The organism is Pedobacter roseus, assembly GCF_014395225.1.
Taxonomy (GTDB): domain Bacteria; phylum Bacteroidota; class Bacteroidia; order Sphingobacteriales; family Sphingobacteriaceae; genus Pedobacter; species Pedobacter roseus.
The window spans coordinates 5,333,954-5,358,752 of sequence record NZ_CP060723.1 but is presented as its reverse complement, the minus strand read 5'-3'; the positions used below and the strand labels follow the sequence as shown (position 1 = coordinate 5,358,752).

At 38.6% G+C, this 24,799-nt stretch carries 23 protein-coding genes; 14 read left to right on the top strand and 9 right to left on the bottom strand.

Annotated elements, in window-relative coordinates:
- Positions 1-339: 339 nt before the first annotated feature.
- Both H9L23_RS22080 and mfd read right to left on the bottom strand, forming a co-directional pair.
- Positions 340-561, bottom strand: coding sequence for a DUF3820 family protein (locus H9L23_RS22080; protein ID WP_029274918.1), 222 nt, complete (start codon positions 559-561; stop codon positions 340-342).
- Between the two features lie 103 nt (positions 562-664).
- Positions 665-4,003 (bottom strand): transcription-repair coupling factor, encoded by a 3,339-nt coding sequence (gene mfd / locus H9L23_RS22075; RefSeq protein WP_187592343.1) that lies wholly within the window; start codon positions 4,001-4,003, stop codon positions 665-667.
- A gap of 230 nt (positions 4,004-4,233) precedes the next feature.
- Here mfd and H9L23_RS22070 point away from each other — a divergent pair, with 230 nt between their 5' ends.
- On the top strand, positions 4,234-4,536 hold the full coding sequence (locus tag H9L23_RS22070) for a DUF2752 domain-containing protein (RefSeq protein ID WP_187592342.1): 303 nt from the start codon (positions 4,234-4,236) through the stop codon (positions 4,534-4,536).
- A 5-nt stretch (positions 4,537-4,541) separates the two neighbouring features.
- On the top strand, positions 4,542-4,910 hold the full coding sequence (locus H9L23_RS22065) for a TM2 domain-containing protein (RefSeq protein WP_187592341.1): 369 nt from the start codon (positions 4,542-4,544) through the stop codon (positions 4,908-4,910).
- 153 nt (positions 4,911-5,063) lie between these two features.
- Here the strand turns inward: H9L23_RS22065 and H9L23_RS22060 are convergent, their stop codons facing one another.
- A complete protein-coding gene (locus tag H9L23_RS22060; RefSeq protein ID WP_187592340.1) occupies positions 5,064-5,606 on the bottom strand; it encodes a hypothetical protein in 543 nt (180 codons plus the stop codon).
- A gap of 79 nt (positions 5,607-5,685) precedes the next feature.
- On the opposite strand from H9L23_RS22060, the gene H9L23_RS22055 reads away from it, so the two are divergent.
- From H9L23_RS22055 to H9L23_RS22045, 3 genes are all read left to right on the top strand, one after another.
- Positions 5,686-6,783 carry a Nif3-like dinuclear metal center hexameric protein gene (locus H9L23_RS22055; protein WP_187592339.1) on the top strand — a complete coding sequence of 366 codons (1,098 nt, stop codon included), beginning with the start codon at positions 5,686-5,688 and terminating at the stop codon, positions 6,781-6,783.
- Positions 6,783-7,526, top strand: a complete 744-nt coding sequence (locus H9L23_RS22050) for a zinc ribbon domain-containing protein (protein ID WP_187592338.1) — start codon at positions 6,783-6,785, stop codon at positions 7,524-7,526. The genes H9L23_RS22055 and H9L23_RS22050 overlap by 1 nt, the downstream gene beginning before the upstream one ends.
- A 169-nt stretch (positions 7,527-7,695) precedes the next feature.
- A complete protein-coding gene (locus H9L23_RS22045; protein WP_187592337.1) occupies positions 7,696-9,183 on the top strand; it encodes a tetratricopeptide repeat protein in 1,488 nt (495 codons plus the stop codon).
- Here H9L23_RS22045 and H9L23_RS22040 read toward each other — a convergent pair.
- The 4 genes from H9L23_RS22040 to rsfS all read right to left on the bottom strand — a co-directional run bounded on the left by H9L23_RS22040 (position 9,180) and on the right by rsfS (position 13,633).
- Positions 9,180-10,256 (bottom strand): 3-oxoacyl-ACP synthase III family protein, encoded by a 1,077-nt coding sequence (locus tag H9L23_RS22040; protein ID WP_187592336.1) that lies wholly within the window; start codon positions 10,254-10,256, stop codon positions 9,180-9,182. The genes H9L23_RS22045 and H9L23_RS22040 overlap by 4 nt on opposite strands.
- A 256-nt stretch (positions 10,257-10,512) precedes the next feature.
- Positions 10,513-11,157, bottom strand: a complete 645-nt coding sequence (locus tag H9L23_RS22035; protein ID WP_187592335.1) for a LutC/YkgG family protein — start codon at positions 11,155-11,157, stop codon at positions 10,513-10,515.
- Positions 11,158-11,221: 64 nt separating this feature from the next.
- Positions 11,222-13,231 carry an ATP-dependent zinc metalloprotease FtsH gene (gene ftsH, locus H9L23_RS22030; RefSeq protein ID WP_187592334.1) on the bottom strand — a complete coding sequence of 670 codons (2,010 nt, stop codon included), beginning with the start codon at positions 13,229-13,231 and terminating at the stop codon, positions 11,222-11,224.
- A gap of 27 nt (positions 13,232-13,258) precedes the next feature.
- Positions 13,259-13,633 (bottom strand): ribosome silencing factor, encoded by a 375-nt coding sequence (gene rsfS / locus H9L23_RS22025; protein WP_187592333.1) that lies wholly within the window; start codon positions 13,631-13,633, stop codon positions 13,259-13,261.
- Between the two features lie 44 nt (positions 13,634-13,677).
- Between rsfS and H9L23_RS22020 the strand changes: the two genes are divergently transcribed.
- From H9L23_RS22020 to pfkA, 4 genes are all read left to right on the top strand, one after another.
- A complete protein-coding gene (locus H9L23_RS22020; protein ID WP_187592332.1) occupies positions 13,678-14,454 on the top strand; it encodes a biotin--[acetyl-CoA-carboxylase] ligase in 777 nt (258 codons plus the stop codon).
- Between the two features lie 7 nt (positions 14,455-14,461).
- On the top strand, positions 14,462-14,911 hold the full coding sequence (locus tag H9L23_RS22015; RefSeq protein WP_187592331.1) for a protein-disulfide reductase DsbD domain-containing protein: 450 nt from the start codon (positions 14,462-14,464) through the stop codon (positions 14,909-14,911).
- A gap of 145 nt (positions 14,912-15,056) precedes the next feature.
- A complete protein-coding gene (locus H9L23_RS22010) occupies positions 15,057-16,751 on the top strand; it encodes a protein-disulfide reductase DsbD family protein (protein ID WP_187592330.1) in 1,695 nt (564 codons plus the stop codon).
- The gene (pfkA, locus tag H9L23_RS22005) at positions 16,744-17,727 is read left to right on the top strand and encodes a 6-phosphofructokinase (protein ID WP_187592329.1); all 984 of its coding nucleotides are present in this window, start codon (positions 16,744-16,746) and stop codon (positions 17,725-17,727) included. The genes H9L23_RS22010 and pfkA overlap by 8 nt, the downstream gene beginning before the upstream one ends.
- Positions 17,728-17,812: 85 nt before the next feature.
- Here the strand turns inward: pfkA and H9L23_RS22000 are convergent, their stop codons facing one another.
- Positions 17,813-18,136 (bottom strand): heavy metal-binding domain-containing protein, encoded by a 324-nt coding sequence (locus H9L23_RS22000; protein ID WP_187592328.1) that lies wholly within the window; start codon positions 18,134-18,136, stop codon positions 17,813-17,815.
- Between the two features lie 177 nt (positions 18,137-18,313).
- Here H9L23_RS22000 and H9L23_RS21995 point away from each other — a divergent pair, with 177 nt between their 5' ends.
- A complete protein-coding gene (locus H9L23_RS21995) occupies positions 18,314-21,397 on the top strand; it encodes a VIT domain-containing protein (RefSeq protein ID WP_187592327.1) in 3,084 nt (1,027 codons plus the stop codon).
- Positions 21,398-21,457: 60 nt separating this feature from the next.
- Here H9L23_RS21995 and H9L23_RS21990 read toward each other — a convergent pair whose 3' ends face one another.
- Entirely contained in the window at positions 21,458-21,979 is a 522-nt protein-coding gene (locus tag H9L23_RS21990) for a 5' nucleotidase, NT5C type (RefSeq protein WP_246474759.1), read from the bottom strand.
- Between the two features lie 144 nt (positions 21,980-22,123).
- Here H9L23_RS21990 and H9L23_RS21985 point away from each other — a divergent pair, with 144 nt between their 5' ends.
- The 4 genes from H9L23_RS21985 to trmD all read left to right on the top strand — a co-directional run bounded on the left by H9L23_RS21985 (position 22,124) and on the right by trmD (position 24,753).
- Complete coding sequence (locus H9L23_RS21985; RefSeq protein WP_025141632.1) at positions 22,124-22,696, top strand: 30S ribosomal protein S16; 573 nt, start codon at positions 22,124-22,126, stop codon at positions 22,694-22,696.
- Positions 22,697-22,836: 140 nt separating this feature from the next.
- Entirely contained in the window at positions 22,837-23,364 is a 528-nt protein-coding gene (rimM, locus tag H9L23_RS21980) for a ribosome maturation factor RimM (RefSeq protein ID WP_187592326.1), read from the top strand.
- Between the two features lie 43 nt (positions 23,365-23,407).
- A complete protein-coding gene (locus H9L23_RS21975) occupies positions 23,408-24,019 on the top strand; it encodes a hypothetical protein (protein WP_187592325.1) in 612 nt (203 codons plus the stop codon).
- 59 nt (positions 24,020-24,078) lie between these two features.
- A complete protein-coding gene (gene trmD / locus H9L23_RS21970) occupies positions 24,079-24,753 on the top strand; it encodes a tRNA (guanosine(37)-N1)-methyltransferase TrmD (RefSeq protein WP_187592324.1) in 675 nt (224 codons plus the stop codon).
- Positions 24,754-24,799: the final 46 nt, after the last annotated feature.

Genomic DNA, 24,799 nt, shown 5'->3' with positions numbered 1-24,799 from the left:
ATAGGTTTGTTTCCCGCAGATTATGCTGATTTTCGCAGATTTTTCTGCGAAAATCTTTTTGATCTGCGGGAGATAAGGATTCGTCTTGCTACATTTATTTCAGCATCTATTGAAAGAAATCAATGCACATTAGGTCCTTCGACTACGCTCAGGATGAAAGATTCTAAATACGGTCGTCATTCCCGCGCAGGCGGGAATCTTAATCAACCAGCTGTCCTAATAATGCATTACGATTCCCAATCAAGTTGGGAATGACGATTCGCCTATACCTGCACCATCACTTTTTACTCAGGATTACAATGGCCTGGAATAAATGCCCGCATTAACCTATCGGCTTAACTACCGATTTTGATTCTTCAACGGAGTTAATAAATACTCCAAACCATTCACCCGAATTTCGAACATAGTAGCCATTAAATCGCCCAATTTACCCTTTGGGAAACCCTTATCCTTATACCACAGCAAATAACTTTCAGGGATATTGCAGATCAGGTAACCTTTATACTTTCCATAAGGCATTTGCATTTTCACTAAATCGAGTAATAAGGTTGGGTCTAACATTTTTATTTTAAGGTAGTGCTGATAATTTGAAAAACATTAATTCAGTCAGTTCATTGACCGAATTAACGTTAATTGAGTCAGTCCGTTGACTGAATTAACGTTTTTAATCAATTAATTCTAAAGTTTCTATTGCTTCCTCAACGGTTTTTACATTGTCAAAAGCAATCCTTAAGGTATTTTTTATCTCTTTTAAATTACACATACGTGGGTGGTTCTGCGCAAAAGTTAAAATCTTGGTAAAGGTATTCGAATCGAAATATGCCGATTGTTTATCGCTTAAGAAATATCCTCGTAAACTGTTTTTCTTAAAGCTAATTTTCTCAAAACCTAATTTTTTGCCCAGCCATTGTAAACGCACCACGCTGAGCATGGTTTTTACCTGTGGAGGAACCGGTCCGAAACGATCGGCAAGGTGTTTTTCAAAAATGGCCAATTCGCCTTCGTTATCGAGTTTAGAGAGCTCGGTATATAAATTGTAACGCTCAGTAATATTGGTAATGTAAGCATCCGGAATATATAATTCCAGATCGGTATCTACCTGCGTAAAGCCCACAAACGGACGGGCTGGTTCGTTTTCGAAGAGCCCTTTAAACTCAGCCTCTTTTAACTCCTGAATGGCTTCGTCTAATATTTTATGATACATTTCAAAACCGATTTCGGCAATGAAACCACTTTGCTCTGCACCCAGTAAATTACCACTTCCACGGATATCTAAATCGCGCATGGCCACATTAAAACCACTGCCAAGATCAGAAAACTCTTCGATAGCGCTTAAACGCTTACGGGCTTCGGAGGTTAAAGTAGATAAAGGTGGTGAGAGTAAATAACAGAAAGCTTTTTTATTGCTTCGGCCAACCCTGCCACGCATCTGGTGCAGATCGCTTAAACCAAACATGTGCGCATGGTTAATGATGATGGTATTGGCGTTCGGAATATCTAAACCTGCTTCTATAATAGTTGTGGCTACTAAAACATCTTTTTCTCCATTGATGAAATCGAGCATTACATCTTCCAGTTGATCGCCGTCTAACTGCCCGTGCGCGATACCGATCCTTGCTTTTGGAACCAGTTTTTGAATCATTCCACCCAACTGCATCAGGTCGTTTACCCGGTTATGGATAAAAAATACCTGTCCGCCACGGTCTAATTCGAACTGAACAGCCTCCTGGATCAATTTATCATTAAAAACATGCAATTCGGTACTTACTGGTTGCCTATTTGGTGGCGGTGTGCTGATGATCGATAAATCCCTTGCCCCCATCAAAGAGAAATGCAATGTCCTCGGAATCGGTGTTGCGGTTAGTGTTAAGGTATCAACATTTACACGTACTGCTTTTAAACGCTCTTTTGCTGTAACGCCAAATTTTTGCTCTTCATCAATAATCATGATGCCGAGATCTTTAAACTTTACATCCTTGCTCAGTAAACGATGTGTTCCGATTAAAATATCAACTTTACCTGCTGCTGCTTCAGCCAAAGTATCTTTAATCTGTTTACTGGTTTTGAAGCGGTTAATGTAATCAACCGTAACCGGAAAATCTTTTAAACGTGAAGAAAAGGTTTTAAAATGCTGTAGGGCTAAAATGGTAGTCGGCACCAATATCGCTGCCTGTTTGCCCTCTGCTACCGCTTTAAATGCTGCGCGTACGGCGATCTCCGTTTTTCCGAAGCCTACATCACCGCAAACCAAACGGTCCATTGGATGTGGCGATTCCATGTCTTTTTTCACATCCTGAGTTGCCTTTAACTGATCGGGGGTATCTTCGTAAATAAAAGAAGCTTCCAGTTCAGTTTGTAAATAGCTATCCGGAGAAAATGCCGTTCCGGCCTGGGTTTTGCGCAAAGCGTAAAGCTTAATCAAATCCCGGGCGATATCTTTAACTTTTTTTTTAGTAGTTTTTTTTAGCTTGTCCCAGGCATCCGTACCCAGTTTATTCATTTTGGGTACACCGCTTTCCTTGCCGCTGTATTTGGCAATGCGGTTTAAGGAGTTGATGTTTACATAAAGCAGGTCGTTATCGGCATAAATTAAGCGGATCATTTCCTGAGTTTTGCCATTTACCTCAACCTTTTCGAGCCCTGCGTATTTGCCGATTCCGTGATCAATATGGGTAACATAATCGCCGGATTTAAGCTCCCTTAAATCTTTTAAAGTAATGGCCTGACTTTTCTGGTAGCCTTTTTTTAGCTTGTATTTATAATATCGGTCGAAAATCTGGTGATCGGTGTAAAATGCCGTCTGGATCTGCGGATCAACAAATCCCTCGCGCAGCATGCTATTGATTGGTGTAAACTTGGCCGTTTTATCAATATCCTCTAAAATGGCATATAAACGTTCGATCTGCTTTGGCGAATCGGTAAAAATAAAATTGATAATCCCCGCTTTTTCATTCTCCTTTAGGTTATGAATGAGCAGGTTGAAATCTTTATTGAAGGATGGCTGGGGTTTGGTTTCAAACTCGAAACGATTATCAGTTTTATAAAAAAACTGTTTGCCGAATTCTACTAATGGGAAATCCTGAAGGTGATCGCCCAATAATTTCTCGTCGCTAAAAGCAAACTTAGGGTCGATCCACTCTGGGTTTTGGGTTTTATCTGCCGCTGGCAAAGCTTTCCAAAGTTCGACAGCTTTTTTATATCCTGCTTTAACAATGTCTAAAGTAAACTCTACGTCTTTAAACCAAAGCTGGGTATCCTGATCAATGTAATCAAGAATACTGATATTGCTTTCCGTTAAAAACTTGGCCTGCACATTAGGTACAATGGTTAAAGATTTAACATCGGTCACCGAAAGCTGACTTTCGATCTCAAAACTTCTGATGCTTTCTACCTCATCGCCAAAAAATTCTATACGGAAAGGCAGGTCAGAGGAGAATGAAAATATATCTACAATACCACCGCGGATGGAAAACTGGCCGGGCTCGTAAACAAAATCCCTACGGTCGAAATCATAATCAATTAAAAACTCATTGATAAAATCGATACCCAACTTAGCTCCAAGACTGATTTCCAACGTGTTTTTTTCCAGCGCTGAGCGGTCAATCACCTTTTCGGCAATGGCTTCAGGGTAAGAAACTACAATTTTTCCGTATTCCGAATCGTGGTTCAGTTCGTTCAATACCTCCGCGCGGGCCAATACATTGGCTGTATCTACCTGGGTAAAATCGAAAGATTTGCGGTAAGAAGAAGGGAACAGTAAAACCTGTTTATCGAGCACACTTTCCAGGTCCGACTGGAAATAGGCAGCCTCTTCCCTGTCCGGCAAAACGAACATGATGGGTTTGTGTAATAGAAAATAAGAAGAAAGGGCAACAATAGCATCGGCTGAGCCCACCAATCCCTTTAATTGTATCTTTGGGTTTCTGGTTGCATTCAACGCTTTGGTAAATTGGGTTACCCTATCGTCGGTTTTGTATCTGTTTATTAAATCTCGAATGTTCAAGGCACAAAAATAAGCTTATCTTTTAATATTAACCCGCAATTTGTGTAAAGGTTTTTTTAACTATTTTTGGCTGGGTTGTGATATGGAAATCAGATTTGGGAAAAAACGAAAACTTATTCTTAGATGGTATCGTTCATTTGGTCGAAATATATTCCCCTTTCGTCGATTAAGGGCAAATCGGTGTAACAAAGGTAGTTCTATAGCCTCTAAATTGTATAAAAAGTGAAACAATGAAGTACATTAAAAGCTTTCCACTAGAACTTTTTTTCTGGTTAACAGCTTTAATATTACTGGCAACAGCGAATGGCCACGAGCATCATTTTACACTTTGTCCTTTAGCCAATTTGGGTTTTAAGGATTGGTGTCCGGGATGTGGTATAGGCAGGTCGATCAGTCATATTTTACATGGCGAGTTTACCGAAAGCTTTTCCGAACATTGGTTTGGGTTTCCGGCACTTTTAATCATCGTTTATAGAATTTATATATTGATAAAAAATAAAAAAAGATTTAAAATTTCAACCACTAATACATAGAAACCATGGATATATTTCAATCACCTCTAATGTCGTTACCAGGTATAACACCAGAGGAATACTCATATTTACAACAAGCAACAACCGGTTTAACTGAAGAGCAGTTGCGTAATTTCTTGATGGTTTACAGCAGTAAAAGGAAAAACCCGTCAGATATGTTGATTTTCTGCTTAATCGGACTGTTTGCTGTTCCAGGCTTGCAAAGGTTTATCATTGGCCAGATTGGCATGGGTATTTTATACCTTTTAACTGCTGGTTTATGTTTTATCGGATCGATTATCGATGTAGTAAACCACAAAACACTTGCTTTTGAGCACAACCAGAAAATGGTTTTCGAAAGCTTACAGATGGTAAGAATGGGTGGTTTTCAATAAACCGTTCATTTTAATAAGATTAATGTTTTTTGGAAAGCAAAGACAGAACAGCTTTTAATGTTCGTCCCGCCATACACGACAAGTCCGCACCTGATGAACAATCAGGCTTGCGGGCTTTCTGTTTCTGTCGGGTTTAGGCAACTTCTTTTCGTGCTAAAACCTTATGCCGCCTCTAACAGCAAGAAAACTCGTGTTTTGTGTAATTTGAATCCCTAATTTAATATAAGTACTGAGATCTGGAATAAAACGATATTTCACACCGAAGTCGAATTCTCCAAATGTTGAACTCTTGTTTCTTCCTATCTGATTTTTTAAAAAACTTTGACCAATCTTAAAATTAAAGAGCGGACTTAATTTTTTTCGACTTACCAAAAGTTCAGCATCTAAACTTGTTGTAAAACCTTTAGTACCGCTTAAATTGAGGTAACTGATACCTATACCGGCAAATAAAAATTTATTAAAGGCAATACCATTAACCAGATTAATTTCATTTCCATCTCGTTGTTTCACCAAAAAATCTCCAGGATAATTTTCTGTTCTTTCGTATCTTATTAATTGAGAGCCATAATACAAATGACAGGCTTCTAATTTTGCACTATACTTTATTTGCCCTTTTAAATGATATGATAAGAGTAAAATAAACGGTACAATAAGGAACACTTTTCTATAAAAGTTTTTGCTAAAATTTAAAAGCATAAAGAGAGGGTTATAAATTTAAATAAACATAAATAATATTGCCCACATTAAAACTTCATTTCAATAATTATCTTTATAAATGAAATTAGCTGAAATTACCAATTATTTAGAAAGCATTGCACCACTTAATTACCAGGAAGATTATGATAACTCGGGTTTAATTGTGGGCGATCCGAATATGGAAATCCGTGCTGCTCTGGTGGCTTTAGATTGCGTGGAGAAAATTGTAGATGAAGCCATTTCTACGGGCTGTAACCTTATTATTACCCATCATCCTATTGTTTTTAAAGGACTAAAAAAGCTGAACGGCAAGAATTATGTGGAGCGTGTAGTGTTAAAAGCCATTAAAAACAACATCGCACTTTATGCCATTCATACCAATTTAGACAGCATCCATACGGGAGTAAATGCGAGGATCTGTGAACGTTTGGGTTTAACAGGTACCAAAGTGCTTTCGCCAAAAGCCGGACTGTTAAAAAAACTGGTTACTTATTGTCCGCAGGCACAGGCCGAGCAATTGCGGTCGGCATTGTTTTACGCCGGAGCGGGGAATATTGGCAATTATAGCGAATGCAGTTTCAATGCCGACGGTTTTGGCACATTTAAGGGTAATGAAGATTCAGACCCTTTTGTGGGTGAAAAAGGTATCCGTCATCGTGAAAGCGAAGTACGGATCGAAATGGTGTACCCTACCCAGGCCGAGCGCAAAATTTTGGTTGCTCTGTTCGAAAACCACCCTTATGAAGAAGTAGCTTACGATATTTATAAACTCGAAAACAAACACCAGCTGGTTGGTTCGGGCATGGTGGGCTGGCTGGAATATGATATGGATGGTTACGACTTCTTACATCTGGTAAAAGACAGGATGCAGGCTAAAGTGGTTCGGCATACCGACGTAATTGGCAAAAGGATTAAAAAAGTTGCGGTTTGTGGGGGTTCGGGAAGTTTCCTTTTAAAAGAGGCCATTGCTGCTGGTGCGGATGCTTTTATTACTGCAGATTTCAAATATCACGAGTTTTTTGATGCAGAGGAAAAATTGATCATTGCCGACATCGGACACTTTGAAACTGAACAATTTACCTCAAATTTATTGCTTGAAATTATTCAGAAAAAATTTACTAACTTTGCAATCCGTTTAACGGAGCAAAATACAAACCCCATAAATTACTTGTTTTAATGGAACAAACCGTAGAACAAAAGCTAAAGGCTTTATACGAATTACAAAATATCCACACAAAAATTGATAAGATCCGCCAGGTACGTGGTGAATTACCAATGGAAGTTGCCGATCTTGAGGATGACGTTTTAGGATTAGAAACTAGAATTGCAAAAATCAAAGGTGAACTTGATGATCTTGAGGATTCAATCGTAACCCGTAAAAATACAATTAAAGATGCGCAAGCTGCCATCAAAAGATACGATACTCAATTAAAAGAAGTTAAAAACAACCGTGAATACGATGCTTTAACTAAAGAAATTGAGATTCAAGGTTTAGATATTCAGGTTTCTGAAAAGAAAATTAAAGAACACGGTTTCGAAATCACTTCTAAAACTGAAATTTATGAAGCTGCAAAAGCTGAATTAGATGGCAGAAAGAAAGATTTAGAAATTAAAAAAGGCGAATTGGATGTAATTACTGCAGAAACTGAAAAAGAAGAGCAGGATTTACAAAAGAAAGCTGATAAAGCTGAGCCTCAGATCGAAGAGCGTTTATTGGTTGCTTACAAACGTTTACGCAAAAATGCGGTAAATGGTTTAGCGGTAGTAACCATCGATCGCGATTCATGCTCAGGTTGTTTTAACCAGATTCCACCTCAACGTCAGTTAGATATCCGTCAACGTAAAAAAATTATCGTTTGCGAACACTGTGGTCGTATTTTGGTTGATGAGGCTTTAACCCACGAAGTAGCCGAAGGTTAATCCATCACGAAAAAATAATGAAGCGTCCCGATCAAATCGGGACGCTTTTTGTTTAGGCTTGTTTTTTGCTCACACAAAACAAGAATAACTTTTTAGCGTTTAATGTAGATATTTGTTAACATGTGAAGCTGTTGCGGCAGCACAGAACCAAACCGAAATAGAATCCCTAATGAATAAAAGCTTCCGTTTTTTTGTAACCTCTGCCCTGCTCCTCTCCCCTTTGTTTTCACTTGCAAACTTCGATTTTAACAACAATTGCCTAAATGCTTATAAAAGCATTTTCGAACTAAAACTCGGTAATGCAAGGGCATATATTTCGACCGAAAAGAAACAGCATCCCCATAATTCTATTATTCCGCTTCTCGAAAATTACGTCGATTATTTTACCATACTTACCTCAGAAAGCAAGGCTGATTTTGACCGTTTAAAAGGAAATAAATCATCCCGGTTGGATCAGGTCAGTGATGACGATAAAAATTCGCCTTATTACCTGTATGCCCAGGCGGAGATCAATTTACAATGGGCGCTCATCCGTGGCCGTTTTGGAGAGTATTTTAACGCGGCTATGGAGGTTAAAAGAGCGAATAGTCTTTTACAGGAAAATAATAAAAAGTTCCCGAATTTTCACCTTAATTTAAAAGGTTTAGGACTGATTAATGCTGTTTTGGGCAATTTACCCGATGGCGCCTTAAAAACTGCGCTCTCAACCTTTGGCATTAAAGGGAATCTGCAAAGCGGATTAAACATGTTCGAAAAACTGGCCGATAACCTGCCAAAGTCATCTTATGAGCCTTTTTACGAGGAAGTGGTGTTTTATTATGCTTATGTATTAACCGATGTTGCACATAGTCCTTTGGCGTATGCCAAAACAATGAAATATACCGAAAGGATTGCAGATACGAGTTTGCTTAAAAGTTACCTGCAAAGTTATGTGTGCATTAAAAATTCGCATAGCGATGAAGCCATAGCCATTTTAGCCAAGCGCCCGGAAGGAGGCGTTTATCAGCCTTTTCCTTACCTGGATTACCTGGAAGGAATTGCACACCTAAATAAACTCGACCTTAATGCCGGCACTTATTTTAACCGGTTTTTACAGGCTACAAAAGGTGTAAATTTTGTAAAGGACGCTTATCTCCATTTGGGCTGGATCTCACTGTTGAAAGGAGATAAAGCTGGTTATACGGCATTTGCAGCTAAAGCAGTTAATAACGGGTATACCTATATGGAAAAAGATAAGCAGGCGAAATCCGAAGCTGCTTCAGGAACGCCAACAATTGACCTGTTAAAATCCCGGTTACTGTTTGATGGTGGCTATTTAAGCAGGGCCTTGCAGATACTTGATGATAAGAAAGAAACAGATTACACTAACAGTAAAGACAAAACAGAGCTAAATTACCGCTTGGGTAGAATTTATGATGATTTAGGAAAAGATGATCAGGCATTAGCAGCTTATCAGCAGACCGTAAATGAAGGTAAAAACCTAAAATATTATTTTGCTGCAAATGCTGCGGTGCAAATGGGTAAGGTTTATGAAAGAAGGAAAAATATTGTGAAAGCAAAAGAGGCTTTCAATACTGCCATTGCCATGAAAAATCATGAATTTGAAAGTAGTATTGAAAGCCAGGCTAAGGCCGGTTTAAAACGGCTAGCCAATTAGAAGCGGTGTATAAAAGCGTTAATGTGCATTCCTGCTCCTACTGAAGCAAAAACAGCTACATCGCCGGCCTTAACTTTATAACCTTCAACCTGCTCTTTTAAAACAAGGTCTAATAAGGTTGGTACGGTGGCAACCGAACTGTTCCCTAACCATGAAATGGTCATGGGTACTAAATTCTCTGGTACAGTATCTTTACCATAAAGCTTAAATAAGCGTTTCATGATGGCTGTATCCATTTTACCATTGGCCTGGTGTACAAATACAATATTGATGTCTTCTACACTCAGCCCAGCTTTATCAATGGCTTTTTTAATTACCTGAGGTACCTGAACTACTGCAAACTCATAAAGTTTACGTCCGTTCATTTTTAAGTAGAGGTTTCCATTGTTTTCATCTGGATGAGAACTCCTGCCCATGGTTAAAAGATTGCCATAGTTTACAGCATGCGTTTCTGTTTTATGGGCCAATATTCCTTTTTTCTCTGCTGATTCCTCTGCTTCGAAAATCACTGCTCCTGCTCCATCAGAGAAAATCATACTATCTCTGTCGTGAGGATCAATAATACGGCTCAGGGTTTCAGCACCAATTACCATTACCCGTTTGGCATCGCCACTTTTAATATAATAATCGGCTTGTATGGCACCCTGAACCCATCCCGGACAACCGAAAATAAGGTCGTAAGCTACACAATCAGGATTATCGATACCCAGTTGTTGCTTAACTTTTGAGGCCAGTGATGGTAAAATATCACTTCGGTTACTGTTTAAGGGAATATCGCCGAAGTTATGGCAGAAGATAATGTAATCTAAAGTTTCTTTATCAATACCTGCATTTTCTATGGCTTTTTCAGCAGCCTTAGCACCAATATGGTTACTTAATTGCTCAGGGCAAGCATAACGCCTTTCTACAATTTCGGTAATTTCAGAGAATTTATGAATAATCTCTGAGTTCTCTTTTTCCAATTGGGTTCCATTCTCAAAAAATGTAGAATTCAAAAATTCGTTACCGGAAATAATATTCTTTGGAATGTAACTTCCTGTACCGGCAATTACCGTATTTATCACTTTGCTCATAATTATAATACCGCATACTAAAACGGTATGTAGTATAAAAATATCAATTATATTCGATAATCGAAAATAAACTTATTTTTAACGAAGTATATTTTCAATTTCAAATTTTAATGATCCTGTTTTTCCATTTACATTAAGCAACCGTTTCCTACTTTTCCGGGGCAAATCAACAGTGTTAAAGCTATAAATAATTTTTGGACAATTTAATGAGAAAAGCGGTGAGAGGCTTTAATTTTTAGGTAAAAACAGCAATGCTCTAACTAAAATCGTCAATCAAAAATACAAACAGCTCTTTAGGTCCGTGAGCTCCTAAAACCAATGTTTTTTCGATATCGGCGGTCCTGCTCGGGCCGGTAATGTTGCTGATCATGGATGGAATCTGATTGCCGTATTTATTTTTTAATAATTGAAAAGCATCCTTAAGATCCAAAACCAATTGGCTTGTTTTTGCAATCACAATGTGGTGGTGTGGGAAAATGCTTAACCTTCTGCCTGCAGCACCACTATTACTTACCATTACACTTCCGTTACGGGCAACCAATGCTTCGCAAAGGGTAATGCCTACCTCTGCCTGCTCAAAATCTTTATCTGTTTGGTAAAAAGGAAATTCGTATTTGCTTAAAAACTGTTGGAGCTCGGGCTCCCAGCAATATATTTTACGCCATTTATATTTATCGGCAAGCTGCAGCATGTTTTCAAAAAAATCGATACCATCCTCACAGAAAATGAAATTGCCTGATATGGCAGTAAGCTGTTCGGCAAATAATACCTCTAGCTCATCTGTATTTTTTTTATACAATGCACTTTCTTCTAAGTTGGGATAAGGGTTTTCGCGCTTCTCAAGTAGTGCTTTCCTTATCTTTTTTAGTATTTGTTCTTTCGCTGTCGTATTATCCTTCATATAAAAAAAAAGCTACCCTAATGATTAAACCAGGGTAGCAAATGTAATAATAGAAATTATTTATTTAAGCCTCAACCGGAGTAATATGTCCAGGTGTTCCGCTTTCGCCTTGATTTTCGAATAAACGTTTACCGAAAATCACTTCTAAATCGTCTTTAAATAAAACTTCTTTTTCGATTAGAATATCAGCCAACTGGATCAATTTATCTTTGTTTTCTTCCAATAACTGGATGGCTCTTTGGTATTGGCCTTCAATTAATGCTGAAATCTCTTTATCGATGGTTAAAGCGGTATCTTCTGAATAAGGTTTAGAGAAATTATACTCGTTCTGACCTGAAGAATCATAATAAGTAATGTTTCCTAATTTCTCGTTCAAGCCGTAAATAGTAACCATTGCCCTGGCCTGTTTATTTACTTTTTCTAAATCGCTCAAGGCGCCTGTAGAAATGGTATCGAACATTACTTTTTCAGCTGCCCTACCACCCATTGTTGCACACATTTCATCAAGCATCTGATGAGGACGAACAATTAACCGTTCTTCTGGTAAATACCAGGCTGCACCTAAACTTTGTCCGCGTGGCACGATGGTAACTTTAACCAGTGGGGCTGCGTGTTCTAATAACCAGCTTACCGTAGCGTGACCAGCCTCGTGAATAGCAATAGCTCGTTTTTCGCTTGGTGTGATGATTTTGTTTTTCTTTTCTAAACCACCAACAATACGATCTACAGCATCTAAGAAATCTTGTTTATCAACTGCTGATTTATTTTTTCGGGCTGCAATTAGAGCGGCCTCGTTACATACGTTGGCAATATCTGCTCCAGAGAAACCCGGAGTTTGTTTTGCTAAAAATTCAGTGTCTAACTCTTCTGATTTTTTAAGTGGGGTAATATGTACTTCAAAAATCTGTTTACGTTCGATAACATCCGGTAAATCAACATAAATCTGTCTGTCGAACCTGCCAGCTCTTAATAAGGCTTTATCTAAAACATCAGCACGGTTGGTTGCAGCCAAAATGATAACATGTGTATTGGTTCCGAAACCATCCATTTCAACCAAAAGTTGGTTTAAAGTATTTTCACGCTCATCATTTCCGCCCATTACACCGTTTTTACCACGGGCACGGCCAATGGCATCAATCTCATCAATAAAGATGATACATGGTGATTTATCTTTTGCTTGTTTAAACAGGTCGCGCACACGTGATGCTCCTACCCCAACAAACATCTCTACAAAATCAGAACCTGATAAAGAGAAGAAAGGAACCTGGGCCTCACCGGCAACGGCTTTGGCCAATAAAGTTTTACCCGTACCCGGCGAACCTACCAATAAAGCGCCTTTCGGGATTTTTCCACCCAAATCGGTATATTTCTTAGGGTTTTTAAGGAAATCTACAATTTCCATTACCTCTGTTTTGGCTTCTTCTAAACCGGCAACATCATTAAAAGTAATGTTCACCTGGCTTTCTTTGTCAAATAAAGTAGCTTTTGATTTTCCAATGCTGAAAATCTGACCGCCACCGCCGGCACCACCGCCCATTCTGCGCATCATAAAGATCCAGAAACCGATTAAAAGCAATACCGGTAAGATGATACTTAAAAACCAGCTTGCTAATGGATTGCTTCTGTTTTCTGATTGAAATGAAATTGGTTTTCTGCCAGCAGGTAATGCTTTTTGCGATTCGGCCAAAGCAGCCCTTAAATCAGCAAATTTTCCACCGTAAGTGAAAAAAACAGTCGGTCCGTTTGATACATTAAAAGAACTGGTGCTTTTGAATGCTTTATACTGAGGTTTGTTTAAACTATCTTTTTTAATGTATACCTCGGCTTTTACTAAATCTTCGGTTTGGTAAGCTACAATCCTGTCAACATCTCCTGTTAACAACATTTTGCTTTCGAAAGTATCGTATTTTACTTCTTTACCACTATCGCCTGTAAATAAAAACTGCGCAGCTATAATAGCAATGATGATGGCAGCATAAACCCAGAAAATATTAAATTTTGATCCTTTTTGTGGTTTTTTCGGGATGTTGGGTATTCTTTTCCCTTGTTTTTCGGTATTTGGATTGTCGTTCATTTGTCTTTGTCAAAATGGTTCTAAGGGTTATGCGCTTTGATAATTTGTGCTTTCAGCATCCCCCCAAAGTTCTTCTATGCCATAAAAGTGGCGCTTTTCGGTTTTAAAAATGTGCACAACCACATCAAAATAATCAAGAATAATCCAATCCGCAGATTCGAAACCTTCTTTATGGCGTGGATCGGCCTGTGTGGCTTTATATATTTCTTTTTCTACACTATCGGCAATAGCTTTTACCTGCGTAGCAGAGTTTGCGCTCGCAATAATAAAGTAATCCGCTACTGAAGTATGAATATTTCTTAGATCTAACCGCACTATATCTTCTCCTTTTTTTTCCTGGATGCCTAGTACAGCTAACTCAGAAAGGTATGTAGAAAGGGCTACTATTTTCTTTTTTACCATTAAAATGCTTTAATTTTGGAATTACAATAATATAAATTCAACACTTGCAAAATAACACTTTTTCGACACTATTTGTTGGTCAAAATTTAATCAAATTAAAAGAAGTTGATTCTACTAATAACTTTTTGAAAGATTTGGTGTCAAAATCCGAGCCATTAGCCGAAGGGACTGTAATTATGGCAGATAATCAGTTTGCGGGCAGAGGGCAGCAAGAGAGTGTTTGGCAAACACAGGCAGGTAAAAATATCAGTACCAGTATTTATTTAAAGCCATCATTTCTGCCTTTAAATAAACAGTTTTACCTTAATATGGCCGTTAGTTTAGCTGTTAGTGATGCTTTAACCTTTTTTATACCAGAGGGGATAAAGGTAAAATGGCCAAACGATATGTACTACCTGAACAAGAAACTGGGGGGCATTCTGATTGAAAACACACTGACAGGTGCTGCTATCAAATCATCGGTAATTGGCATTGGCTTAAATGTAAATCAATCAGAATTTTCTGAAAGTATCAGTGACCGTGCCACTTCGGTCATCCAAATTTTACAAAGAAATGTTCCTTTGATGGATATTATGGAGAAAATATTCATATTTATGGAAAAATACTACTTAATTTTGAGAGCAGGGAAATACAGTATTTTACAAAATGATTACCTTGCAAAGCTATATAACTACCAGGTTTCTGCGTTATATAAACATAACGGAGAGATTTTTGAAGGGATAATTAAAGGAGTTGAAGATGGCGGTAGGTTAGCTGTTGATACAAAAGATGGCTTGAAAAGCTTTAACTTTAAAGAAATAGAATTCACACACACAAAATAAACACACAATGAAAAAAATCAGCTTAGTGCTTTCGATGGTATTTTTTACCATTGCCGGTGCATTTGCTCAGATCGAAAAGCCGGTAACATGGGCTTACTCAGCAAAAAAAACAAGTAAAACAGAAGCTATAATCTATTTAAAAGCAACGATAGATGATAGGTGGCATATCTATTCGCAAAATGTTAAAGATGGCGGACCAGTAAAAACCACATTTACTTTTGCCCCTTCTAAAGATTTTAGCCTTGTTGGTAAAACCATCGAGCCTAAGGCTATCGTTAAATATGAAAGCACTTTTAAAATGAACGTAAGCTATTTTGAAAAAGCGGTTATCTTTCAACAAAAAATAAAATTAAACAAAGGCACTACGGTTGTTAAAGGTAAGGTAGAATTTATGGTTTGTAACGATAAACAATGTCTTCCGCCGGAAGAAGTAGAATTTAGCGTACCTGTTAAATAGTTAACTTCAAAATATTTACAAACAGTCCCGAATTTTCGGGACTGTTTCTTTTTAAAGTAAAATCTATCCCGTATATAGGTTTATAAAGAGCTGTTTATAAAATTATGCTTAATTTCACGGGTTCAAACACACACATAACACACAAATGAAAAAGGTTTTATTATTGTTACTAATGGCCAGCATGTTTATCGCATTGCCGGCTGTTAAAAGTTACGCTATCGTAACGCAAGATACTACAGCAACCGCTCCTCCCGATGATATTGTTTTTACCGAAGTGGGTTCTGCACAGGATAGTGCAGCCAATAGCCAGGTAAAAACGGAAAAAGACACCATTAAAAAAGATACAGCCAAAGTAGAAAAGGCTACTGTAGCTGGTAAAGATGCTCCAAAACAATCACTTTGGGTAACTTTTGGCTTAGGCCTGTTGGCTGGTATTGCCGCTTTTTTTCTTCCATGTATTTTTCCGATGGTTCCGCTTACTGTTGGTTTTTTTACCAAAAGGGCCGAAAGCAGGGCAAAAGGAATCAGAAGTGCCATTATTTATGGTTTATCCATCATTGTAATTTATGTTGGTTTAGGCGTAATTATTACCTTAATCTGGGGCGCGAGTGCATTAAATGAAATATCGACCGATGGATTTTTTAATATTTTCATCTTCCTTATACTGATTGTTTTCGGAGTATCTTTTTTAGGTGCGTTCGAAATTACCCTGCCAAGTTCATTTGTAAATAAACTCGATGCAAAATCGGACGCTAAAGGTTTAAGCGGAATCTTTTTTATGGCTGCAACCTTAGCGGTTGTTTCTTTTTCTTGTACCGGGCCGCTAATTGGAACATCTTTGGTGGCCATTAATACCGATCTGTTAACACCTGTTATCGTCATGTTCGGCTTTTCGCTGTCATTGGCGTTAATTTTTACCATGTTTGCCATTTTCCCAAGTTTAATGACGGGTTTACCAAAATCAGGTGGTTGGTTAAACTCCATTAAAGTTTTTCTGGGTTTCTTAGAGCTTGGTTTATCATTAAAATTCCTATCAACAGCAGATCTGGCTTATCACTGGGGAATATTAGACCGTGAGATATTCCTGGCCATCTGGATTGTACTAGCCTTAATTTTGGGCGTTTATTTATTGGGAAAAATCAAATTCTCTCACGATAGCGACCTTCCTTACGTTTCGGTGCCGAGGTTGTTTATTGCAACGGCAACTTTTGTATTTGCCATTTATCTAATCCCAGGTTTATGGGGTGCTCCTTTAAAAGCCGTAAGTGCATTGGTACCCCCGCTCTCTACCCAGGATTTTGTAATCGGACAGGATAGTGGTGGTGGATCAAGCCAAACTGCATCACCTAACCACGCTAAACGTAAATATGCTGAATTCTTGCACATTCCGCATAATATTGATGGTTTTTTTGATTATCAGGAAGCATTGGCTTATGCCAAAGAAGTAAAAAAACCGTTATTTCTCGATTTTACCGGACATGGTTGTGTAAATTGCCGCGAAATGGAAGCCCGTGTTTGGTCTGACCCGAGGGTGCTTAAAAAGTTAAAAGAAGATTACATTGTGGTATCGCTTTATACCGATGACAAAACAGATCTTCCGGAAGCGGAACAGTTTGACTCGAAAATTTTAGGTACAAAAGTAAACACAGTTGGTAAAAAGTTTAAACATTTGCAGGCTGAAAGATTTAACACCATTTCGCAGCCATATTATGTACTTTTGGGTACCGATGAAAAAGAATTAGTTTCCCCTCCTATCGGAGTAGAATTTAATATAGATAAATATTTGCAATATCTGGACAAAGGATTATCAGAATTTGCCAAGAAACAAACAAATGAATAAGATTAAGAATATTGGCGTTTTAACCTCTGGCGGCGATTCGCCAGGCATGAACGCTGCAATTAGGGCCGTAGTTAGAGGCTCTATTTATTATGACATTGAAGTAACCGGGTACATCCGTGGCTACGAAGGGCTGATCAACAATGATTTTATCCCTATGGATCGAAAATCTGTTGCCAATATCATCCAACGCGGCGGTACCATTTTAAAAACAGCACGCAGTGAAGCTTTTAGAACCGTTGAAGGTAGAAAACAAGCTTATGAAAACCTGAAAGCAAAGGGCATTGATGCTTTAGTGGTAATTGGTGGAGACGGAACATTTACGGGTGCTAATATTTTTTCTAAAGAGTTCGATTTCCCGATTGTAGGTTTACCAGGAACAATTGATAACGATTTGGCAGGTACCGATTTTACCATCGGTTACGATTCTGCGATCAATACAGTTATTGATGCGGTAGACAGGATCAGGGATACGGCCGAATCACACGACAGGCTTTTTATTGTGGAAGTGATGGGTCGTGACTCCGGATTAATTGCTTTAAGAAGTGGAATTGGCGTGGGTGCAGAGGCGATCATGATTCCAGAGGCAAACATGAACGCCGATGATATTTTACATAAATTAGAACATAGCCGTAAAGATAAGGCTTCAAAAATTATTATTGTTGCCGAAGGTGATGATACAGGAGGTGCATTTAAAGTTGGCGAAATTTTGCAGGAAAAATACCCACACTATGATACAAAGGTTTCGGTTTTAGGCCACATTCAACGTGGAGGTAAGCCAACCTGTATGGATCGTGTATTGGCGAGCCGCTTAGGTGTTGCTGCTGTAGAGGGTTTAATTAGTGGCGAAAGTGGTGTAATGGCGGGACAAGTAAACCGCGAAATTATTTTTACTCCCTTCGATCATGCCATTAAACACATTAATGCCGAAAAAGTGAGTGCCAAATGGCTAAAACTCATCGATATACTTTCGTTTTAAAACGAAACATGATGTAAAAAGAAAAGTCTTTCCCGCACCGGAAAGACTTTCTTGTTTTTGCTTAGTTTTCGCAATAAGCAATTTCTTAATCTTCTAAAATTACAGCAGTACCATTGGCACTTACCATGAGCATGCTGCCGCCACTACCTACGGTTTCGTAATCTAGATCTACACCAACAATTGCATTGGCGCCCAAAGCAGCGGCATATTGTTGCATCTCATTTACGGCAGTATCTTTTCCTTCACGTAAAACGCGCTCGTAAGAACTCGATCTACCCCCTACTATATCTGTTATGCCTGCAAATAAATCTTTAAAAATATTTGCGCCAATTATCGTTTCTCCGGTAACCAGACCGATATATTTTAAAATTTTTCTGCCCTCAACTGTAGGCGTTGTGGTTACTAACATAGTTTCAGTTTTTTATCATTAGAACAAAATTTTTAAAAAATGTTACATTTTTCAGAAAGCTTTTTTAAGCAATTATAAAGCGGTTTTGTGGGGCTAAATCTAAGGGCGCTAAGCGCTTCTAAAAAATAAATTTATGAAATCGCCAATGCTTTTGCATCACTATTAAAAATCATTGCTATGAGCACATCTAAAACTTTACTCCTCCTCCCCTTATTGTTAATTGCTTTTTTTGCTGACGCACAAATGCCAGTGTTAAAGGTACAACAGGCCGAAACTGCAGAACAGAAAGACGCCGTTAAACTAAAAAAACTGAATATCGATGTACAGATAACGGGGAACATTGCCACAACGGTGATGACAATGACCTTTCATAATAGCAGCAACCGCATTTTAGAAGGCGAACTTACTTTCCCGATGCCGGAGGGAGTGAGCATTAGCCGTTATGCTTTAGATATCAATGGAAAAATGCGCGAAGCCGTACCCGTAGAAAAATCAAAAGCAACCGAGGTTTTCGAAAGTATTGAGCGCCGTCGGGTCGATCCGGGGCTGCTGGAGAAAGTTGAAGGGAATAATTTCCGTACCAGGATATATCCTTTGCCTGCAAATGGCAGCAGAACCATTATTGTGGGGTACGAAGAAGAATTAAGTTTTAATAACGCAAATGTTTTAAAGTATCACCTTCCCTTAGATTATAATCAGGCGATTGAAAATTTTAGTTTAAAAACCACTGTCTTCGAAAGCATCATTAAACCAGAACTTGGCGAACAGCCTGATGGCAGTTTCGATTTAAAGGTCAACGGGAATACTTATGTTGGCGAAATTAATAAAACCAATTACCAGCCGAAAAACGGCCTGACTATTAATCTGCCAAAGCGAAATAACCTGCCCGAGGTACAAATGCAAAAAGCATCATCAGGCTATTATTTTTTGGTGAATGTTTTTCCTAAAACCCAGAGCATGGAGCGTAAATGGGCGAACAATATTGGCCTGATCTGGGATGTATCGTTAAGCGGCCTTCAACGCAATACTGATAAAGAAATGGAATTGCTGGATTTAATCATCAGGCAAAAACAAAATTTAACCATCCAATTGGGTTTAGTAAACAATGGTTTTAAAAACGCAGATACTTTTGTAATTACTAACGGCAATTGGTCGGCATTAAAAGATAAACTGAAAAACCTGGTTTACGATGGCGGTACAAATTTTAGTGCAATAAATGCAAAATCGATTCAGGCTGATGAGTATCTTTTATTTACTGATGGCTTATCTACCTTCGGAAGAAATACCGTTGCTTTAAACAAACCTGTTCATTGTATCAATACAGCGCTAAAGGCAGATTACAGTACCTTGAAATACATCACCTTAAAAACAGGCGGACAGTTTGTAAATCTCAATTCCATAACTGTTAACGATGCTTTTAAACAATTAAATCAACAGAACCTACAGTTTTTAGGAATCAAAAATGGAAATAGCATCCGGCAAACTTACCCTTCAATGAAGGTAAATGTAAATGGACATTTTTCTTTAGCAGGTATTGTGAGCGATTTTAATACCGAATTTACCTTACAGTTTGGCTTTGGGAATACAGTAGTTGCCGAGCAGGTAGTACGCTTAAATGTAACTGAACACACCTTAAGCAGTATTGATGTTAGCCGGGTTTGGGCGCAAAAGAAAATTGCTGAAATGGATATCCAGTATGAAGAAAACAAAGATGATATCAGTGTTTTAAGCAAACAGTTCGGTATCGTTACCCGTAATACCAGTTTAATCGTATTAGAGAATTTAGATGATTATCTGCGTTATGATATTGTGCCTCCTGTTGAATTGCAACAAGCTTATAATGCTGTTTTAAAGCAGCGCAGGGTTAATCTCTTAGAGCATAAACAAGACCTGATTAATGCTGCAGTAGCCATGACCAAAGAGTTAAAAACCTGGTGGAATACGGATTTTTACTATAAAGAACCTGAAAAGAAAAAAGAAAGTTATCCTGATCCAGGACAAAGAGATGTAAAAGGAGATCCTACGGCGGATATGGTAATGCGAGAACCAGTTGGTGACGCACCAAGACGAGAAGTTGCGAAAGCTGCTGAGATGGTTGTTCCACCTACGCCACAAGCGGTAACGCTTGCTCCGCCTACCGGGGCTGCCAGAAGAGATAAAGAAACCAATCAATTAAATGGAGTAGTGGTTGTAGGTTATGCCGCACAGCGAAAAACTTCTGTAACTGGATCGGTAACAACCATTAGGGGGAATGTTTCAAATGCACTTGAAGGCAGGGTTGCAGGAGTGCAGGTAGCAAAGGCAAGAGCAGATGCAATGAGAATGCCGCCAGCATTGCAACAACAACCAGGTATCGTTATCCCTGAATTTAAAAGTGATAAGGACTATATGAAAAATTTGGTTGGTAAACCGGATAGCGCTTACCAGTCTTATTTAAAAATGCGCTCAAAATACATTTCTACACCAATGTTTTATTTTGATGTGGCCAATTGGTTTTATCAACAAAGAGACAGTGTGAGGGCCTTAACCATTTTGAGCAATATTGCTGATTTAGATTTGGAGAATGCTGATCTATATAAAACCCTGGCCTATAAATTAAAACAGACCGGAAATTATAAAGATGAACTTTTTATCACTCAAAAAGTTTTGCAATGGCGCCCGATGGATGCACAGAGTTACCGAGATTACGCTTTGGCATTGGCCGATAACGGGCAGTATCAGGCTGCGCTCGATAATTTATACAAAGTGCTTACCCAAAGTTATAACGCGCAGATTGCCGATAGAGACCAGGGCATTGAAGAAATTGTGATCTCTGAGATGAATAACCTCCTTGCAAAACATGGCAGCAAAGTCAATACAAAAGAAATTGATAAACGATTGATCCAGCCTTTACCGGTAGACGTGCGTGTGGTGCTTAACTGGAATAAAAATGATACCGATATCGATTTATGGCTAACCGATCCTACTGGTGAAAAAGGCTTTTATGGTAACTCGAGAACTAAAATCGGAGGAAGAATCAGTAACGATTTCACATCGGGTTACGGCCCGGAGCAGTTTATGATCAAAAAAGCCATTAAAGGAAAATATAAGATAGAAGTGAATTATTACGGTGATAGGCAGATCAACATCAGCGGACCAACAACGGTTACTGCTGAGATTTACACCCGATATGCAACTGGTAAACAGCAAAGAAAAGTAATTGTATTGCCACTTGCAGCAGGAAGTGGTGGCGGAAACTTTGTAGGGGAATTTAATTTTTAGGGATTAGATGATTAATTGTATTCATGGGCGTCGACTTAAGTCGACCCCAATGAATTAATATTAAAGCAGCAAACCCGCTACCTCTTCCCAGGTATTTACACGCTCATATTCAGTTATAAGTAAATTATGTGGCGAGGTAAACAATAATGGCCTGCCGTCAAAATTTACAAAGTTTTTGATTCGGTCGTCAATAATAATATCAACGTTCACAATTTTATTTCCGCAGAACATAATGTGCTGCCAATCGATAAAAGGGAAATGTTCGGCCATCCAATCGTATTTATCTACCAGCGAATTACGGAATTCCATTGCCGCCGAAACAATATAAACATCATATTTTTGCTGCAGGGCTTTAATTACCCGCTGACTGTCGTCGATAACCTCAAGATCTCGGAAAAAACCAGGTTCATTAATGTATTCGAACCATTTTTGATTCACCTCCTGTGGCACATGGTGATAAATTTCGTTTCCGGCATCAATCTTTAAATCAAGCGGAACATTATAATCACGGTTATATAATTTGATAAATTTTCCAACGGCATCGGCAATCACCTCGTCCATGTCAATCGCAATTCTTTCCATTTTGTAGCTGCAAATATTTTGGCGCAAATATCCTGAAAACAAAGAAATTAAACTATGTTTTTAATTTCCAGTATTTTAGTTATCTTTGCAGCCCCGCAGCATGCAGCTCCGGGAACTATGTTGAATACATAAATACAAAAGAAAATGGCAACTAAAATCAGATTGCAAAGATTCGGTAAAAAAGGGAAACCTTTTTTCCACGTTGTGGTAGCAGATTCTCGCTCTCCACGTGATGGTAAATTTATTGAGCGTTTAGGTTCTTATAACCCAAATACCAATCCTGCAACCATCGAAATTAACTTCGAAAAAACTTTAGCCTGGGTTAACAGTGGTGCAGAACCAACTGATACTGCTCGTGCTATCCTTTCTTACAAAGGTGTTTTATACAAAAAACACTTAGAAGGTGGTGTTAAAAAAGGAGCTTTAACTCAAGAACAGGCAGATGAAAAATTTGCAGCTTGGTTAGATGCTAAATCAGGTAAAATTTCTGGTAAATCAGAAGGTTTAGCTGCTTCTAAAGCTGATGTACGTAAAGCAGCTTTAGCCGCAGAAGCTAAGAAAAAAGAAGATAGAGCAGCAGCTATCGCAGCTAAAAATGCACCAGTTGCAGAAGAGGTTGTTGAAGAAGAAGTTACTGAAGAAGCACCAGCTGTTGAAGCTGAGGCAACTGAAGAAGCTCCTGCAGCAGAAGCTACTAAAGAAGAAGGAGCAGAATAATTTTAATTATTTTGTTTTAATTAATAGCGTTCCGGATATTCGGAACGCTATTTTTTTAACTAAAAATGTCATCCTGAGGTACGAAGGATCTGTTTCATAGCTATCAGATCCTTCGTGCCTCAGGATGACAATGTAATTATATGAAACACGAAGAAGCATTTTACATAGGTTACGTTACCAAAACACGGGGTTTAAAAGGAGAAGTTCAGGTCTTTTTTGAATTCGACGAATACGAGCAGCTCGAATTTGATGTGGTTTTTGCTGATATGAACGGTAAATTGGTGCCTTATTTCGTGGCTTCGGCTAAATTGCAGGCCAATAAAACGGGTTATTTTAACTTTGATGATGTTGACCATATCGATAAGGTGCAGCCCTTATTAAAAAAGAAACTTTACCTGCCCATTGCGCAGATGCCTGAACGTGATGAATCTGAATTTTTCTATACCGATCTGAAAGGTTTTATGGCCGTTGATGAAACCCTTGGCGAATTGGGCGTAATATTAGAAGTAAACGAATACCCTCAACAGTTTGTAGCCACGGTGATCTATCAGGAAACCGAAATCCTTTTTCCGTTAAACGAAGATTTTATTGTGGAAATTGATGATGAAGAAAAAATCCTGACGCTTGATTTACCTGAGGGCTTATTGGACGTCTATCTGGAAAAATAAGCTTCTTTATAAACCTTTTTTCATGGTTTATCGTTAAGCTTCTATGAGGAGTTTATTTATTGCTTTTGCTGCGGTATCACTATTTGTAAGTTGTAATCAAAATAAGCAATCTGAAAATGATAGCGGGAATAAAAATATCCTGCCAAAAAGAACGCAAAAGGACTCCATCGAAGCGGTGGCAGTAAAAGCTTTAAGGGCTTTGAAAGAAAAGGATTACAAAATCTTTGCATCCTTTTTTCACCCTGTTGATGGCGTCAGGTTTTCTCCTTACGGATTTATTGATCCAACACATAAACATGTTTTAGCGAAAGATTTTTTAGAGGCCATAGATAAAAACTGGACTTTAACCTGGGGGCATTTTGATGGAAGCGGAGAAGCGATTAAAATGAAAGTGAGGCCATATATCGAGCGGTTTATCTATAATGCCGATTACCTAAATGCGCCAAAAAAGAGCTATGATGCTTTTATCGGTCAGGGCAATACCATTAATAACTTACAAGAAAGTTATCCTCAGCTCCATTATACCGAATATTATTTTAAAGGTTTCGACGAAAAATATAAAGGACTGGACTGGACCAGTTTGAGGTTTGTTTTTAAAAAAAATGGTGACGCCTATTACCTTGTTGCGGTAATCCACGATCAATGGACTACATAAATTCTTGAAGCAAACGCAAATAATTTATTAATAAGATAAAGTTGACTTACCTTTGCAGCATGCGTTTCGATATCATAACAGTTTTGCCCGGTTTATTAGAAAGTCCATTTGCTCATTCTATTTTGCAGCGGGCCCAAAAAAAGGGGATTGCCGAAATCGTGGTACATAACCTGCGCGATTATGCCACCAATAAACAAAAAAGTGTAGACGATTATCAATATGGCGGCGGCAGCGGCATGGTAATGAGTATTGAACCCTTTGCGGCATGTATCGAAAAACTTCAGGCTGAGCGCGAATACGATGAAATTATTTTCATGAGTCCCGATGGTGTTACGCTAAACCAAAGTACAGCCAACGAACTTTCCATTAAAAAGAACATTATTATTTTGTGTGGCCATTATAAGGGCATAGATCAACGCATACGCGATATCTTTGTAACCAGGGAGATATCGGTAGGTGATTATGTTTTAAGCGGCGGAGAGCTTCCTGCTGCGATTGTGGTAGATGCTGTAGTGCGTTTAATCCCCGGTGTTTTAAATGATGAGACTTCTGCCCTATCCGATAGTTTTCAGGGAGAGCTGCTTGATGCACCGGTTTATACCCGGCCGGCAGATTGGCGAGGACATAAAGTGCCTGATGTATTATTAAGTGGCCACGAGGCAAAAGTGAACGAATGGAGGCACGAACAGGCCTTAGAGCGGACTAAAACCCGTCGTCCTGACCTTTTGGAATAGAAGCATTTAACGCAATCAAATGTGGAATTCATAAAGAATGTGGAAA

What these genes read in the sequence shown, in the direction of transcription:
- H9L23_RS22080 (WP_029274918.1), bottom strand. Translation starts at nt 561, where the DNA reads ATGTTAGACCCAACCTTATTACTCGATTTAGTGAAAATGCAAATGCCT.
- H9L23_RS22070 (WP_187592342.1), top strand. Translation starts at nt 4,234, where the DNA reads ATGAAGTACATTAAAAGCTTTCCACTAGAACTTTTTTTCTGGTTAACA.
- H9L23_RS22065 (WP_187592341.1), top strand. Translation starts at nt 4,542, where the DNA reads ATGGATATATTTCAATCACCTCTAATGTCGTTACCAGGTATAACACCA.
- H9L23_RS22060 (WP_187592340.1), bottom strand. Translation starts at nt 5,606, where the DNA reads ATGCTTTTAAATTTTAGCAAAAACTTTTATAGAAAAGTGTTCCTTATT.
- H9L23_RS22055 (WP_187592339.1), top strand. Translation starts at nt 5,686, where the DNA reads ATGAAATTAGCTGAAATTACCAATTATTTAGAAAGCATTGCACCACTT.
- H9L23_RS22050 (WP_187592338.1), top strand. Translation starts at nt 6,783, where the DNA reads ATGGAACAAACCGTAGAACAAAAGCTAAAGGCTTTATACGAATTACAA.
- H9L23_RS22045 (WP_187592337.1), top strand. Translation starts at nt 7,696, where the DNA reads ATGAATAAAAGCTTCCGTTTTTTTGTAACCTCTGCCCTGCTCCTCTCC.
- H9L23_RS22040 (WP_187592336.1), bottom strand. Translation starts at nt 10,256, where the DNA reads ATGAGCAAAGTGATAAATACGGTAATTGCCGGTACAGGAAGTTACATT.
- H9L23_RS22035 (WP_187592335.1), bottom strand. Translation starts at nt 11,157, where the DNA reads ATGAAGGATAATACGACAGCGAAAGAACAAATACTAAAAAAGATAAGG.
- ftsH (WP_187592334.1), bottom strand. Translation starts at nt 13,231, where the DNA reads ATGAACGACAATCCAAATACCGAAAAACAAGGGAAAAGAATACCCAAC.
- rsfS (WP_187592333.1), bottom strand. Translation starts at nt 13,633, where the DNA reads ATGGTAAAAAAGAAAATAGTAGCCCTTTCTACATACCTTTCTGAGTTA.
- H9L23_RS22015 (WP_187592331.1), top strand. Translation starts at nt 14,462, where the DNA reads ATGAAAAAAATCAGCTTAGTGCTTTCGATGGTATTTTTTACCATTGCC.
- H9L23_RS22010 (WP_187592330.1), top strand. Translation starts at nt 15,057, where the DNA reads ATGAAAAAGGTTTTATTATTGTTACTAATGGCCAGCATGTTTATCGCA.
- pfkA (WP_187592329.1), top strand. Translation starts at nt 16,744, where the DNA reads ATGAATAAGATTAAGAATATTGGCGTTTTAACCTCTGGCGGCGATTCG.
- H9L23_RS22000 (WP_187592328.1), bottom strand. Translation starts at nt 18,136, where the DNA reads ATGTTAGTAACCACAACGCCTACAGTTGAGGGCAGAAAAATTTTAAAA.
- H9L23_RS21995 (WP_187592327.1), top strand. Translation starts at nt 18,314, where the DNA reads ATGAGCACATCTAAAACTTTACTCCTCCTCCCCTTATTGTTAATTGCT.
- H9L23_RS21990 (WP_246474759.1), bottom strand. Translation starts at nt 21,979, where the DNA reads ATGGAAAGAATTGCGATTGACATGGACGAGGTGATTGCCGATGCCGTT.
- H9L23_RS21985 (WP_025141632.1), top strand. Translation starts at nt 22,124, where the DNA reads ATGGCAACTAAAATCAGATTGCAAAGATTCGGTAAAAAAGGGAAACCT.
- rimM (WP_187592326.1), top strand. Translation starts at nt 22,837, where the DNA reads ATGAAACACGAAGAAGCATTTTACATAGGTTACGTTACCAAAACACGG.
- H9L23_RS21975 (WP_187592325.1), top strand. Translation starts at nt 23,408, where the DNA reads ATGAGGAGTTTATTTATTGCTTTTGCTGCGGTATCACTATTTGTAAGT.
- trmD (WP_187592324.1), top strand. Translation starts at nt 24,079, where the DNA reads ATGCGTTTCGATATCATAACAGTTTTGCCCGGTTTATTAGAAAGTCCA.